This is a genomic window from Streptomyces sp. NRRL S-1813, assembly GCF_000719605.1.
Classification (GTDB): domain Bacteria; phylum Actinomycetota; class Actinomycetes; order Streptomycetales; family Streptomycetaceae; genus Streptomyces; species Streptomyces decoyicus.
In genome coordinates, this window is sequence record NZ_JOHB01000061.1 from 1 (window position 1) to 15947 (window position 15947).

At 71.8% G+C, this 15947-nt stretch carries 3 protein-coding genes and 2 pseudogenes; all 5 read left to right on the forward strand.

The window, feature by feature from the left end:
• Positions 1–37: 37 nt before the first annotated feature.
• On the forward strand, positions 38–3277 hold the full coding sequence (locus tag IF67_RS0137780; protein ID WP_051819086.1) for a non-ribosomal peptide synthetase: 3240 nt from the start codon (positions 38–40) through the stop codon (positions 3275–3277).
• Positions 3278–3279: 2 nt separating this feature from the next.
• Positions 3280–11115: a non-ribosomal peptide synthetase gene (locus tag IF67_RS0137785; RefSeq protein WP_030993488.1), complete on the forward strand. Its 7836-nt coding sequence runs from the start codon at positions 3280–3282 to the stop codon at positions 11113–11115.
• A pseudogene (locus IF67_RS46455) lies at positions 11112–12434 on the forward strand (condensation domain-containing protein); the annotation flags it as partial. The gene IF67_RS0137785 and the pseudogene IF67_RS46455, both read left to right, overlap by 4 nt.
• A gap of 108 nt (positions 12435–12542) precedes the next feature.
• A pseudogene (locus tag IF67_RS46460) lies at positions 12543–15518 on the forward strand (amino acid adenylation domain-containing protein); the annotation flags it as partial.
• 2 nt (positions 15519–15520) lie between these two features.
• Positions 15521–15947, forward strand: a 427-nt coding sequence (locus IF67_RS43475) for an AMP-binding protein (RefSeq protein ID WP_324608907.1), incomplete at its 3' end; no start/stop codon positions are given.

Here is a 15947-nt window from a genome sequence, read left to right on the forward strand (position 1 = left end):
CCACCACGCAACCGGAGCACGCAACCCGCTCCTGCCGATGGAACGACCCGACCACATCCCCCTCTCCCACGCCCAACGCCGCCTCTGGTTCCTCCACCAGCTGGAGGGGCCGAGCGCGACGTACAACGTGCCGATGGCCCTCCGACTCACCGGCCAACTCGACACCACCGCACTGCACGAGGCCATCTACGACCTCGCCGACCGGCACGAAACCCTGCGCACCGTCTTCCCCGAAGTGGAGGGCACGCCCTACCAGCAGGTACGGGAAGGTGCGGCCGCCCGGCCGACGATCGAGGTCGTCATCACCGACCGCGAGCAGGTGGCGCAGCAGGTCGCCGAGGCCGGACGTCATGCCTTCGACCTCATGAACGAGCTGCCCATGCGGGCGTGGCTCTTCCGGACCGCGCCGGACGAGCACGTACTGCTCCTGCTGGCCCACCACATCGTCAGCGACGGCTGGTCGACCGATCCGCTCGCCCTTGACCTGTCGGTGGCGTATGCGGCGCGGTGTGCGGGCCAGGCCCCGCAGTGGGAGCCCCTCCCGGTGCAGTACGCCGACTACACCCTGTGGCAGCGGCAGCTCCTCGGGGACGAGAGCGACCCGGGCAGCCTGATTTCCACCCAGGTCGAATACTGGCGGAAGCAGTTGGCCGGTATTCCCGACCGGCTGGAGCTGCCCACCGACCGGCCCCGTCCGGCCGTGGCCGGCTATCGGGGTGAGGACGTCGGCTTCTCCTTCGATGCGGAGCTGCACGAGGGGATCACCCGGCTGGCGCGGGAACAGCGGTCGACCGTGTTCATGGTTCTCCAGGCGGGTCTTGCCGCGCTGCTGACGCAGCTCGGCGCGGGCACCGACATCCCCATCGGTTCACCGATCGCCGGACGTCACGACGACGCGCTCGACAACCTCGTCGGCTTCTTCGTCAACACGCTGGTGCTGCGCACCGACACCTCCGGCGATCCCACCTTCGCCGAGCTGGTGGACCGCGTACGGGAGACGGACCTGGCGGCCTACGCCCACCAGGACGTGCCCTTCGAGCGGCTCGTGGAGATCGTCAACCCCACCCGGTCGCTGGCCCATCACCCGCTCTTCCAGGTGATGCTGGTGCTGGCCAACACGGCCGAGGGCGACTTCACGATGCAGGGGCTGAAGGTCTCCGACGACGACTTCAGTGCCTTCGCCGCCAAGTTCGATCTGACCTTCCACATCGCCGAGCAGCACACGCCGGAGGGTGCCGCCGACGGCATGACGGGCGCGCTGGAGTTCGCGACGGACCTCTTCGACCGGTCCACGGCCCAGCAGCTCGCCGCCCGTCTGGAACGACTCCTGCGCGCAGCCGTCGCGGACGCCTCCCGGCCGCTCACGGAACTGGACGTGCTCTCCGGCCAGGAACGCCACCGGATCGTCGTCGAGTGGAACGACACAGCCCGCCAGGTGCCCGCCGCCACGCTGCCCGAGCTGTTCCAGGCACAGGTGTCGCAGACCCCCGGCGCCCCCGCCGTCGAAGACGGCACGACCGTCCTGACGTACGCCGAACTCAACACTCGTGCCAACCGGCTGGCGCACCACCTCCTCGCCCACGGCGTCGGCCCCGAGAACGTCGTGGCCCTCGCCCTCCCCCGCTCCACCGACCTCGTCACCGCCATCCTCGCCGTCCTCAAGACCGGCGCCGCCTACCTCCCCATCGACCCCGACTACCCCGCCGACCGTGTGGCGCGCATGCTCCAGAGCTCCACGCCGGTGTGTGTGCTGACACACCGTGAGATCGACGGGCGACTGCCGGGGACGCCGGAGGCGGTGCGGCTGCTGCTCGACGGTCCCGGGACGGCCGGCGCACTGGCCGCCCGGCCGGACGGCGACCCCACGGATGCCGACCGACGTACAGCGCTGCTGCCGTCCCATCCGGCGTACGTCATCTACACCTCGGGCTCCACCGGCGTCCCCAAGGGCGTCGTGATGCCGGCGGGTGCGATGGTCAATCTCCTGGCGTGGCACGCACAGGCCGTTCCGGGCGGGCCGGGGCGCAGGGTGGCGCAGTTCACCGCCGTCAGCTTCGACGTGTCGGTACAGGAAACCCTGTCGGCGCTGATGCACGGCGGCACCCTGGTCATCCCTCCCGACGACATCCGCCGCGATGCCTCGGCCTTCGCGCGCTGGCTCGGCAGGAACGAGGTCAACGAGCTGTACGCGCCCAACCTGGTCATCGACGCGGTGGCCGAGGCCGCCGCCGAGCAGGAGTCGGACCTGCCCGCGCTGGCCGAGATCGCCCAGGCCGGTGAGGCGCTGGTGCTCAGCAGGCACATCCGCGCCCTGTACGCCCGGCAGCCCCGGCGTCGGCTGCACAACCACTACGGGCCCACCGAGACCCATGTGGTCACCTCGTACTCGCTGCCCGCCCAGGTGTCCGACTGGCCCACCGTCCCGTCGCTGGGCGGCCCGATCTGGAACACCCAGGTCTTCGTCCTGGACGCGGCGCTGCGTCCGGTGCCGGTGGGTGTGCCCGGTGAGCTCTACCTCGCCGGCGCACAGCTGGCCCGCGGGTATCTCCACCAGCCGCGGCTGACGGCCGAGCGCTTCGTGGCCAACCCGTTCGGTGGTCCGGGCCGGCGGATGTACCGCACCGGCGACCTGGCCAGATGGCGCGCCGACGGCCGGCTCGAATACCTCGGCCGCGCCGACGACCAGGTCAAGGTCCGTGGATTCCGCATCGAACCCGGCGAGATCGAAACCGTGCTGGCCACGCACCCGTCGGTGGGCCAGGCCGCCGTCGTCGTCCACGGGGAACAGCCGGGCGGCAAGCGGCTGGTGGCCTATCTCGCGCCGGCCGGCGGGGCGGCACCGGACACCGCGGAGCTGAAGGGCTACCTGGCCGGGCGGCTGCCCGAGTACATGGTCCCGTCCGCTTTCGTGGTGCTGACGGCGCTGCCGCTGACCCCCAACGGGAAGCTGGACCGGCGCGCGTTGCCGGCGCCCGACTTCGCGGCGGCGGCCACCTCGCGGGCGCCCAGGAACCCGAAGGAAGAGGCGCTCGCCGCGATCTTCGCGGCGGTGCTGGACCTGCCCCGGGTCGGTATTGACGACAGCTTCTTCGACCTCGGCGGACACTCGCTGCTGGCCACGAAGCTGATCAACCGGGTGCGGACGGAAATGGGTGTCGAGCTGTCCATCCGGGCGGTGTTCGAAGCACCGACAGTGGCGGCGCTCGCAGAGCGGGTTGTCGGGTCGAAGAAGAGAGCACGGCCCGCGCTGCGGCCGATGCCGAGGTCTGGGAAGTAATCATGATTCCGCTGTCATTTGCCCAACGCCGCCTGTGGTTCCTCCAGCAGTTCGAGGGCCCCAGCGCCACCTACAACCTGCCGATGCTGCTGCGGCTGACCGGCGAGCTGGACGTCGACGCGCTGCGCGCGGCGATAGGTGACGTGGCCGAGCGCCACGAGAGCCTGCGCACGGTCTTCCCGGAGACCGACGGCGTCCCCTTCCAGCAGGTGCTGGCCGCCGATGTGGCGCGGCCGGTTCTCGAGGTCGTCAGGAGTGCCCCCGAGAGCCTGGAGGAGTCGCTGCGGAAGGCGGCCGACCACGCCTTCGACCTGACGACGGAGACGCCGCTGCGGACCTGGCTGTTCGAGGTGGGCCCGCGCTCGCACGTCCTGCTGCTGCTCGTCCACCATGTGGCGGCCGACGGCGGCTCGCTGGCTCCGCTGAGCCGCGACCTGTCGGTGGCGTACACCGCCCGGTGCGGGGGCCGGGCACCGCAGTGGGAGCCGCTGCCGGTGCAGTACGCCGACTACACGCTGTGGCAGCGCGAGGTGCTCGGGGACGAGGACGACCCGGACAGCCTGATCTCCGAGCAGGTCGGTTTCTGGCAGGAGGCACTGGCGGGTCTGCCGGACCAGCTGGAGCTGCCCACCGACCGGCCCCGACCGGCGGTGGCCGGCTACCGGGGCGACAGCGTCGGGCTGTCCTGGGACTCGGAGCTCCACGCGGGGCTGATCCATCTGGCGCGCGAGCACCGGTCCAGTGTGTTCATGGTCGTGCAGGCGGCGCTGGCGACCCTGCTGACCCGGCTCGGCGCGGGCACCGACATCCCCATCGGCTCACCGATCGCCGGACGCACCGATGACGCGCTGGAGGACCTGGTCGGGTTCTTCGTCAACACCCTCGTCCTGCGCACCGACACCTCCGGCGATCCCACCTTCGCGGAGCTGCTGGCCCGCGTACGGGAGACCAACCTGGCGGCCTATGCCCACCAGGACGTGCCCTTCGAGCGGCTCGTGGAGATCGTCAACCCGACCCGCTCGCTGGCGCGGCACCCGCTGTTCCAGGTCATGCTGGTGCTCCAGAACAACGCGAAGGCCGAGCTGGAACTGCCAAGGCTCCGGGTCGACTTCGACGGAGTCGACACCGGCGTGGCGAAGTTCGACCTCTCCTTCGACCTGGAGGAGCGCCTCGGTGCGGCGGGCGGCCCCGAGGGGATCGACGTCGATGTCGAGTTCGCCACGGAGCTGTTCGACCGGGAGACGGTCGAGGCGATGGTGACCCGTCTGGAGCGGGTGCTGCGCGCCGTCGTGGCCGATGCGTCGCGGCCGGTCGGGGAGCTGGAGGTACTCGACGGCCAGGAGCGGGAAACGCTGCTCGCCGGCTGGAACGACTCGGCGCGCGAGGTGCCGGCGGCGACGCTGCCGGAGCTGTTCGAGGCCCGTGCCGCGCGGACGCCGGATGCCGCCGCGGTGCTCGGCGCGGACGCGGCGTTGTCTTACGCGGAGCTGAACGCGCGGGCCAATCGGCTCGCCCGGTATCTGCTCACCCGCGGAGTCGGCCCGGAGAGTTTTGTGGCGGTGGCGCTGCCCCGCTCGACGGAGCTGGTGGTCGCCCTGCTGGCCGTGGCCAAGACCGGTGCGGCCTACCTGCCCGTCGACCCGGACTACCCGGCCGACCGGATCGGCTACATCTTCTCGGACGCGCGGCCCGTCTGTGTGCTCGCCGACGGGAGCACCGCGGCGAAGCTGCCCGTGGACGCCGCTGCGCTGGTGGTCGTCGACGGCGCTGCGCACCGCACCGCGCTCGCCGCCCTGCCGGCCGGCGATCTGACGGCACAGGAGCGGCCCGGCGGCCTCTCCCCGGAGAGTCCGGCCTACGTCATCTACACCTCCGGTTCGACGGGCCGCCCGAAGGGTGTGGTGGTCTCGGCCGGCAACCTGCGGAACTTCCTCTCGGCGATGGACGAGTGGGTCGCGCCGCAGCCCACGGACCGGCTGCTGGCGGTCACCACGGTGGCGTTCGACATCGCGGGGCTGGAGCTGTATCTGCCGCTGGTCTCCGGGGCCGCGGTGGTGCTCGCCGACTCCGCGCAGGTGCGGGACGCGGCGCTCCTCGCCGAGCTGGTGGAGTCGGCCGGAGTGACCGTCATGCAGGCCACTCCCTCGCTCTGGCAGAGTCTGGTCCTGGAGCGCCCGGAAGCTGTGCGCGGACTGCGCATGCTCGTCGGCGGCGAGGCGCTGCCCACCCCGCTGGCGCACCGGATGGCGGAGCTGGGCGCGAGCGTCACCAATCTGTACGGCCCCACGGAGACGACCATCTGGTCGGCGGCCGCGGAGGTGCACGCCGACGGCGCGCCGCCCATCGGACGGCCGATCGGCAACACCCAGGTCTATGTCCTGGACGCCGGGCTGCGGCCGGTGCCGGCCGGCGTGCCGGGTGAGCTCTACATAGCGGGCCACGGTGTGGCGCGCGGCTACCGTGGGCGGCCCGACCTGACGGCGGAGCGCTTCGTGGCGAATCCGTACGGGGCGCCGGGCGCGCGGATGTACCGCACCGGCGACCTGGCGAAGTGGCGCGCGGACGGCCGGCTGGAGTTCGTCGGCCGGGTCGACCACCAGGTGAAGGTCCGGGGTTTCCGGATCGAGTTGGGCGAGATCGAGGCCGCCGTCGCGGCGCAGCCGGCCGTCGGCCAGGTCGCGGCGATGGTGCGCGAGGACCGGCCGGGCGACCAGCGCATCGTGGCCTATGTGGTGCCGGCCGCTGACGGTGCGGCGCCGGACCCGGCAAGCCTGCTGAGGGCCGCGGCGCGGACGTTGCCGGAGTACATGCTGCCCTCCGCGTTCGTGGTGCTGGACGCCTTCCCGCTGACGCCCAACGGCAAGCTCGACCGCCGGGCCCTCCCGGCGCCGGACTTCGCGGAGTCGGGCGGCCTCCAGGAGCCGCGCGACGCGCGGGAGGAGATCCTGTGCGGTCTCTTCGCGGAGGTCCTGGGCCTGGAGCGGGTCGGGATCGACGATTCCTTCTTCGCGCTGGGCGGGCACTCCCTGCTCGCGACGCGGATGGTCAGCCGGGTCCGTACCGTCTTCGGTGTCGAGCTGGCGGTCCGGGACCTGTTCGAGGTCCCGACGGTGGCCGGGCTGGCCGGACGGCTCGACGGCGCGGGGGACGCGCGCGCCGCGCTGCTGCCGGTGGAGCGGCCCGAGCGGGTGCCGCTGTCGTTCGCGCAGCGACGGCTGTGGTTCCTGCACCAGTTGGAGGGGCCGAGCGCGACCTACAACGTGCCGCTGGTGCTGCGGCTGACCGGTGCGCTGGACGTCGAGGCGCTGCGCGCGGCGATGGCGGACGTGGCCGGGCGGCACGAGTCCCTGCGCACCGTCTTCCCGGACGTCGACGGCACGCCGTACCAGCTGGTGCTGGCGGGCGAGGCCGCCCGCCCGGTGGTCGAGGTCGTGGCGAGCGAGCCGGGCCGGGTGGACGGGCAGCTGGCCGAGGCGGCCCGGCACGCCTTCGAGCTGACGGCCGAGGTCCCGCTGCGGGCCTGGGTGTTCACCACGTCCGCCGACGAGCACGCCCTGCTGATCCTGATGCACCACATCGCCAGCGACGGGGCTTCGCTCGCGCCGCTGATCGACGACCTGTCGCTGGCGTACACGGCGCGGTGTGCGGGCACGGCGCCCGGCTGGGCTCCGCTGCCGGTGCAGTATGCGGACTACACCCTGTGGCAGCGTGCCGCACTGGGGGACGAGGACGACCCGCAGAGCGTGATCTCCGGTCAGATCGACTTCTGGCAGCGGACGCTCGCCGGGCTCCCGGACCAGCTGGAGCTGCCCACCGACCGGCCCCGCCCGGCGGTGGCCGGATACCGCGGTGACGCCGCCGGGTTCACCTGGGACGCGGAGCTGCACGAGGGAGTCGCACGGCTGGCCCGGGAACACGGATCGAGTGTGTTCATGGTGCTCCAGGCGGGTCTGGCCGCGCTGCTGACCCGGCTGGGCGCGGGCACGGACATCCCGATCGGCACACCGGTCGCCGGGCGCACGGACGACGCGCTGGAGAAGCTGGTCGGCTTCTTCGTCAACACCCTCGTCCTGCGCACCGACACCTCCGGCGATCCCACCTTCGCCGAGCTGGTGGACCGCGTACGGGAGACGGACCTGGCGGCCTACGCGCACCAGGACGTGCCCTTCGAGCGGCTGGTGGAGGTCGTCAACCCCGTACGGTCGACGGCGCATCACCCCCTCTTCCAGGTGATGCTGGTGCTACAGAACACCGATGAGGCCACGATCGAACTGCCGGGTCTTCAGGCCGGTATGGAGGACGTGGGCACGGGCACCGCCAAGATCGACCTGGCCTTCAACATGGAGGAACTCCGCACCGACGAGCGGGCGTTCGCGGGGCTGGCCGGAACGGTGGAGTTCGCCACCGATCTCTTCGACCGGGCCGGCGCCCAACAGCTCGCCGCCCGTCTGGAGCGACTGCTGCGCGCAGCCGTCGCGGACGCCTCCCGGCCCCTCACGGAACTGGACGTGCTCTCCGGCCAGGAACGCCACCAGATCCTCGTCGAGTGGAACGACACCGCACACCCCGTATCCGCCACCACCCTGCCCGCGCTCTTCCAGGCACAGGCGGCGCGGACCCCCCACCTGCCGGCCGTCGAACACGGCACGACCGTCCTGACGTACGCCGAACTCAACACCCACGCCAACCGGCTGGCGCACCACCTCCTCGCCCACGGCGTCGGCCCCGAGAACGTCGTGGCCCTCGCCCTCCCCCGCTCCACCGACCTCGTCATCGCCATCCTCGCCGTCCTCAAAACCGGCGCCGCCTACCTCCCCATCGACCCCGACTACCCCGCCGACCGCGTCAGTTACATGCTGGAGGATGCCGAGCCCGTCACCGTGGTGACGAGCGGCGCGACTCTCGACCGGCTGCCGCGGACCCCGGTTCCCGTCCTGACCGTGGAGGACGCGGGCAGCGGTGTGGAGCACGATCCCACGGACGCCGACCGGGTCACGCCGCTGCTGCCGGCCCACCCCGCCTACGTCATCTACACCTCCGGTTCCACCGGCCGCCCCAAGGGCGTGGTCGTCGCCCACAGCGGCATGGCCGGCTTCGCCGCCGACAAGATCGAACGCTGCGGGGTCGAAGAGGGCAGCCGGGTATCGCAGTTCGCCTCCCCCAGCTTCGACGCCTCGGTGCTCGAACTGTGGCTGGCGCTGCTGTCCGGCGCCTGCCTGGTGATTCCGCCGGCCGGCCCGTTCGCCGGTGAAGCGCTGGCCCGGGTACTGGAGGAGCTGCGGATCAACCACGCGCCGATGGCGGCCGCGGCACTGGCGAGCATGCCGGCACGTGCGCTGCCCGAGCTGCGTTCGCTGGCCGTGGGCGGTGATGCCTTCACCGGTGAGGTCGTCGGCCGGTGGGCGCCGGGCCGGCGGATGTTCAACGGGTACGGCCCGACCGAGGCGACGGTGTGGGTGACCTCCAGCGACGTGCTGAGCGATCCCGTCGCCCCGCCGATCGGCCGGCCGGTCCGCAACACCCAGGTCTATGTACTGGACTCCGCGCTGTGCCCGACTCCGGTGGGGGTGCCGGGCGAGCTGTATCTCGCGGGCAGCCAGCTGGCCCGCGGGTATCTGCGCCGGCCGGAGCTGACCGCGGGGCGCTTCGTCGCCGATCCCTTCGGGGCGGCGGGCCGGCGGATGTACCGCACCGGCGACCTGGTCAAATGGCGCGCCGACGGTGAGCTGGAGTTCCTGGGCCGGGTCGACCGCCAGGTCAAGATCCGCGGATTCCGTATCGAGCTGGGCGAGATCGAGAACGTCCTCGCCGCGCACCCCGCCGTCGGGCAGGCAGCCGTCATCGTGCGGGAGGACCGCCCCGGGGACAAGCGAGTCGTCGCCTATGTCGTGGCGGACGACGACGGCAGCGGGGTGGACGTCGGTGAGCTGCGGGCGCATCTGTCCGGACAGCTGCCCGACTACATGATGCCCGCGGCCGTGACCGTGCTGGACACGCTGCCCCTGACGGCCAACAGCAAGCTGGACGTCCGGGCGCTGCCGGCCCCGGACTTCGCGGCGGTGGCGGGTTTCGAGCCGCCGCGCACACCGCGGGAGGAGACGTTGTGCGCGGTCTTCGCGGAGGTGCTGAACCTGCCGCGGGTCGGGGTCACCAGCAGCTTCTTCGAGCTGGGCGGCGACAGCATCCTGTCCATCCAGCTCATCTCGCGGGCACGTAAGGAAGGCATCGCGCTCACCGCACGGGAGATCTTCCAGCACCAGACCGTGGAGGCGCTTGCGGCCCTCACGGCCGGGCTGCCGGCCACGGCCGCGGCCACGGACCCCGGCGCCGGGGTCGGCGCCCTGCCGCCGACGCCGATCATGCACTGGCTGCGGGAGCTCGACGCGCCGGTGGACGGCTTCAACCAGTCCATGATGCTCCAGGTCCCGGCGGACCTGGGCGAGCAGCGGCTGACCGCAGCCGTACAGGCACTGCTCGATCACCATGACGCCCTGCGCCTGCGGGTGACCGAGGCACCGGCACAGGACGCCGCGGCCGGCGCGCCGGGCTGGAGCCCCGAGGTCATGCCCCGGGGCAAGGTGACGGCCGAGGGCTGTGTACGCCGGGTCGGCGCGGTAGGTCTGCACGGCGACCGCCTCGCCGCGCTGATGGCCGCGGAAGGCGACCGGGCCGTGGCACGGCTCGCGCCGCGCGAGGGCGCCATGGTGCAGGTGGTGTGGTTCGACCGCGGGTCCGGCGAACCGGGCCGGCTGCTCCTGGTGCTGCACCACCTGGTGGTCGACGGGGTGTCCTGGCGCATCCTGCTGCCCGATCTGGTCGCCGCCTGGGAGGCGGTGGCGGCCGGCCGGCAGCCGGCGCCGGAACCTGCCGGGACCTCGCTGCGCGAGTGGTCGCGGCAGTTGACGACGGCGGCGCAGCATCCGGACCGGCTCGCCGAGCTGCCGGTGTGGAAGGACATCCTCCGCACTGAGGAGCCCCTCATCGGCGGCAGAGAGCTGGACCCGGGCCGGGACCGGGGGGACAGCACCCGCTCGCTGACCCTCACCCTGCCCTCCGAGGTCACCCGGCCGCTGCTGACGAGTGTGCCGGGCGCGTTCCACGCCGGGGTCAACGACATCCTGCTCAGCGGCCTCGCCCTGGCCGTCCTCGAATGGCGTCGCCGTTGGGGCGGTACGGGCAGCCAGGTGCTGGTCGATCTTGAGGGGCACGGCCGGGAGGAGATCCTTCCGGGCACGGACCTGACCCGCACGGTCGGCTGGTTCACCAGCATGTACCCGGTCCGCCTCGACCCCGGGGAGTACGACCGCTCCGATGTCTGGGCCGGCGGCTCCGGCATGGGCCGGACGGTCAAAAGGATCAAGGAACAGCTGCGGGCCTTCCCCGACAACGGAATGGGCTTCGGCATGCTCCGCCATCTCCACCCCGAGACGGCCCGGGAGCTGTCGGGCCTCGCGACACCGCAGATCGGCTTCAACTATCTGGGGCGGTTCGCCGCCTCCGAGGAAGCCGCCGCCCAGGACTGGGACATGGCGCCGGACGCGACCCTGCCGTCCGGCCACGACCCGCGGATGCCCGTGACCCACGCGCTGGTCATCAACGCGGTGACCGAGGACCACACCGACGGTCCGCGGCTCTCCGGCACATGGAACTGGCCCGAGGGCCTGCTGACCGAGCAGGACGTGCGCGACCTCGCCGAGAGCTGGTTCACGGCTCTGACGGCACTGGTGGCCCACTGCGAGGACCAGGGCGCCGGCGGACACACACCGTCCGACCTGTCCCTGGGGTCGCTGAGCCAGGACGAAATCGACGAACTCGAAGCCGAATTGGAAATGCCGTGAAGACTCAGTCCGCACTCGAGGACGTCCTGCCGCTGGCACCCCTCCAGGAGGGGTTCCTGTTCCACGCGCTGTACGACGGGCAGGCACCCGACATCTACAACGTGCAGCTCGTCCTCCGGATCGAGGGGGCCGTGGACACCGCCGTGCTCCGGAAGTCCGTGGGCGCGCTGCTCGCCCGGCACGCCAACCTGCGGGCGGGCTTCCGCACCCGCAAGAACGGCCAGCCGATCCAGGTCATCCACCGTCACGTACCGGTCCCGCTGAAGGAGATCGGACTTTCCGCGACGGAGGAGACCGAGCGCGAGGCAGAGCTGGAGCGGTGGCTCGCCGCCGACCGCGCGGAACGCTTCGACCTGGCCAGGCCGCCGCTGCTGCGGCTGACCCTCGTACGCCTGGGTGACCAGCGGTACTGCCTGGCCCTGACCAGCCATCACATCCTCCTCGACGGCTGGTCCACACCGCTCCTGCTGGACGAGCTGTTCACGCTCTACGCACAGCAGGGCAGCCCCGCGGGCCTGCCCAGGCTCACGCCCTACCGCGACTACCTGGGATGGCTCGGAAAGCAGGACCTGGGCCGGGCCGAACGAGCCTGGCAGCAGGCGTTGTCGGGCCTGGACGGGCCGACGCGGGTGGCGGACACCGCGGAGCGGACACCGGCCCTGCCCGAGCGCGTCACACGCGAGTTGTCCGAGGAATTCACGGCCGAGCTGACCGCCGCGGCCCGCGGCCGCCGGCTGACGATGAACAGCGTGCTCCAGGGCGCCTGGGCGGTGGTGCTCGCCCAGCTGACCGGGCGGGACGACGTGGTGTTCGGTACGACGGTCTCCACCCGGCCGGCCGAACTCCCCGGATCCGAGGCGATGATCGGGCTGTTCATCAACACGATCCCGGTGCGTGCCCGGCTGGCCCAGGAGCGGTCCTTCCTGGAGAACCTGGCCCGGTTCCAGGAGGAGCAGAGCGCACTGCTGCCCCACCAGTACCTCGGCCTCGGCCGGATCCAGCAGCTGGCCGGAGCGGGTGAACTCTTCGACACCACGACGGTGTTCGAGAACTACCCGGTCGGTGCCGGCGACGACGACACACCCGTGGCGGGGCTCCGGCTGACGGAGGCCGACGGCCGCGACGCGACGCACTACGCCCTGAACCTGGTCGGCGACCAGCTCGGCGGCCGGCTGACCCTGCGACTCGACTACCGCGCCGACCTGTTCGGCCGGGAGACCGCGGAAGCCGTCGTGGCCCGGGTCCACCGGCTGCTCGAATCGGCCGTCACCGAACCCGACGTTCCGCTGGGCCGGATCGACCTGACCGACCCCGGGGAGCGCGCCCGTCTCGGCGCCTGGAACGACACGGCGCACGAGGTACCCGCGACGACGGCGACGGCCCTGTTCGAGGCGCAGTGTGCCCGTACACCCCAGGCCACCGCCGTGGTGTTCGAGGAGACCGCCCTCACCTACGCGGAGCTGAACGAGCGGGCCGACCGTCTCGCCCATCTGCTGATCGCTCGTGGTGCCCGCCCGGAGCAGCTCGTGGCGCTCGCCCTGCCCCGCTCCGCGGACATGATCGTGGCGCTGCTCGGCGTGCTGAAGAGCGGGGCGGCCTCTCTGCCCCTGGACCCCGGCCATCCGAAGGACCGGATCGCCTTCACCCTCGCCGATGCCGCCCCGGCCATGGTGATCACGGCCACCGAGTCGGCCGCCGCGACAGCCGGGGCCGGCATCCCACAGCTGGTGCTGGACGCCGCCGACACCCAAGAGGCGCTCGCCGCGCAGCCGGCCACCGCGCCGGTGCGCCCCGGGCTCCTGCCCTCCCACCCGGCGTACGCCATCTACACGTCAGGGTCCACCGGCACCCCGAAGGGCGTCCTGGTCGAGCACGGCGCCCTCGCCAACCACATGTCCTGGATGGCCGACGCGTTCCCGCTCGGCGCGCAGGACACCGTCCTGGCCCGCACCGCGCTCACCTTCGACGCGTCGGTCTGGGAGATCTGGCTCCCGCTGCTCACCGGCGCCACGCTCTGCGTCGCGCCCGAGTCCCTCACCCGGGAACCGGAGCGGCTGCTCGCGTACATCCGGCGGCACGGCGTCACCGTGGCCCAGTTCGTGCCTTCGCTGCTGGCCGTCGTGGCCGGCGCGGTCCGTGACGACGAAGTGCTGCCGCTGCAACGGATCTTCGTCGGCGGCGAGCCCCTCGCGCCCGCCCTGGCGGCGCGGACGGCCGAGTCCTGGGGGGTGAGCGTGACCAACCTCTACGGGCCGACCGAGTCGACCGTGCAGATCACCACCCACACCTTCGACCCTGCCGCGGATACGGCAGTGGTACCGGTCGGCCGCCCCGTCTGGAACACCCGGGTCCATGTCCTGGACGCCGCTCTGAAGCCGGTACCGGTGGGCGTGCCGGGCGAGTTGTACGTCGCGGGCGACCAGCTGGCACGGGGTTATCTGCGCCGTACGGACCTGACCGCCGGGCGGTTCGTCGCCGATCCGTTCGGCGCGCCGGGGACCCGTATGTACCGTACGGGCGACGTGGTGAAGCGCCGCGCGGACGGGCTGCTGGAGTTCGCCGGCCGCGCCGACGACCAGGTGAAGATCCGTGGCCTGCGCATCGAGCCGGGCGAGATCGAATCCGTGCTCGGCAGCCATCCCCTGGTACGGCAGACGGCAGTTGTCGTTCGCGAGGACCGGCCGGGTGACCAGCGGATCGTGGCCTATGTCGTCCCGGCCGAAGACGCCGGCACGGTACCCGCCGGCCTGCGCGAACACGCCGCACGGACCCTGCCGGACTACATGGTCCCCGCAGCCTTCGTTCCCCTCGACGCACTGCCCCTGACGCCGAACGGCAAGCTGGACCGGCGTGCCCTTCCGGCCCCCGACCTCGTGTCCACGACCGCCTCCCGGCGCCCGCGCGACCCCCGGGAGGAGATCCTGTGCGGTCTCTTCGCCGAGGTCCTGGGCGTGGACCGGGTCGGGGCCGAGGACAACTTCTTCGACCTCGGCGGACACTCGCTCCTCGCCATGCGTCTGATCAGCCGGGTCCGTACCGTACTGGGCGTGGAGCCCGCGGTCCGGGACCTTTTCGAGACCCCGACCGCGGCCGGGCTGGCCGGCCGGCTGGACCATGTGGCCGGGGCGCGTGCGGCGCTGGTGCCGGTGGAGCGGCCCGAGCGGGTGCCCCTGTCATTCGCACAGCGACGGCTGTGGTTCCTCCACCAGTTGGAGGGGCCGAGCGCGACCTACAACGTGCCGATGCCGCTGCGGCTGACCGGTTCGCTGAACGTCGAGGCACTGCGTGAGGCGATCCATGACCTCACCGACCGGCACCTGACCAAGGACGTGCCCCTGCGCGCCTGGGTCTTCACCCTCACCCACGACGAACACCTCGTCCTCCTCCTCGCCCACCACATCACTCGCTCCCCTCGCTCATGACCTGTCCTCCGCCTACACAGCCCGCTGCGACGGCGCCGCCCCGCACTGGGCCCCACTGCCGGTCCAATACGCCGACTACACCCTCTGGCAGCGCGAAGTCCTCGGCGACGAGAGCGACCCGGACAGTGTCATCTCCCGCCAGATCGACTACTGGCGCAGCACTCTGGCAGGAGCCGGCCACCACGGCGACAGCGTCGAAGTGGAGCTGGACGCCGAGGTGCACCGGGGCATGGTGCGGCTCGCACGCGAGCACCAGGTCAGTGTCTTCATGGTCGTCCAGGCCGGCATCGCCGCACTGCTGACCCGACTCGGCGCGGGCACCGACATCCCCATCGGCTCGCCCATCGCCGGGCGCACCGATGACGCGCTGGAGGACCTGGTCGGGTTCTTCGTCAACACGCTGGTGCTGCGCACCGACACGTCCGGCGACCCCACTTTCGCCGAACTCCTGGGGCGGGTGCGGGAAGCGGACCTGGCGGCCTATGCCCATCAGGACGTGCCCTTCGAGCGGCTCGTGGAGATCGTCAACCCCACCCGCTCCCTGGCCCATCACCCACTCTTCCAGGTGATATTGACCTTCCAGAACAGCAGTGACCTCGAACTCGATCTGGCGGGGCTGGCGGTCCGGGAGCACGCTCTGGACGCGGCGTCGGCCAAGTTCGACCTGTCGTTCGCGCTTGAGGAGCAGCTGGACAGCAGCGGTGTGCCTTCAGGTATGCGGGGGTCGGTGGAGTTCGCGACCGACCTCTTCGACCGGAAGACCGCGCAGAGCATCGCGGCGTGGCTGGAACGCCGCTCTTCGAGGCTCAGGTGGCGCGGACGCCGCAGGCCGCTGTTCTGGAGCACGAGGGCACACAGCTCACCTACAGCGAGCTGAACGTCCGCGCCAACCAGCTGGCACATCACCTCATCAGCAGGAACGTCGGCCCCGAGCAGATCGTCGCGCTCGCCCTTCCCCGCACGATCGACGTCGTCGTGGCCTGATCACCGATCAGCTCCGCACAGCCGGGCTCCCCGTCACCGATCCCACCAATGCTGACCGGTCGAGCGCAGCGAAGACGTCCCACCCCGTCTTCGTCATCTACACGTCCGGTTCCACGGGGCGGCCGAAGGGCGTCGTCGTCGAGCACCGCTCGCTGAACCTCTACCTCCGCTGGGCCCACGCCGCCTATCCCGCTATGAGCGGGCGGACACTCGTCCACTCGCCTGTCTCCTTCGACCTCACGGTCACCGGGCTCCTCGGGCCTCTCACCCTCGGCGGCTGCGCGCAACTGGTCGAGCTCGACGAAGGCGCCGCCCCCGACCTCTCCGAGGCGCCGACCTTCGTCAAGGCCACCCCCTCACACCTCACCCTGCTCAAGAACCTGCCCCCGCACATCTCACCCACCGAGCAGCTGGTCCTCGGCGGTG

Bases quoted from the DNA above. Each gene is read 5' to 3' on its own strand.
- IF67_RS0137780 (WP_051819086.1), top strand. From the start codon at position 38: ATGGAACGACCCGACCACATCCCCCTCTCCCACGCCCAACGCCGCCTC.
- IF67_RS0137785 (WP_030993488.1), top strand. From the start codon at position 3,280: ATGATTCCGCTGTCATTTGCCCAACGCCGCCTGTGGTTCCTCCAGCAG.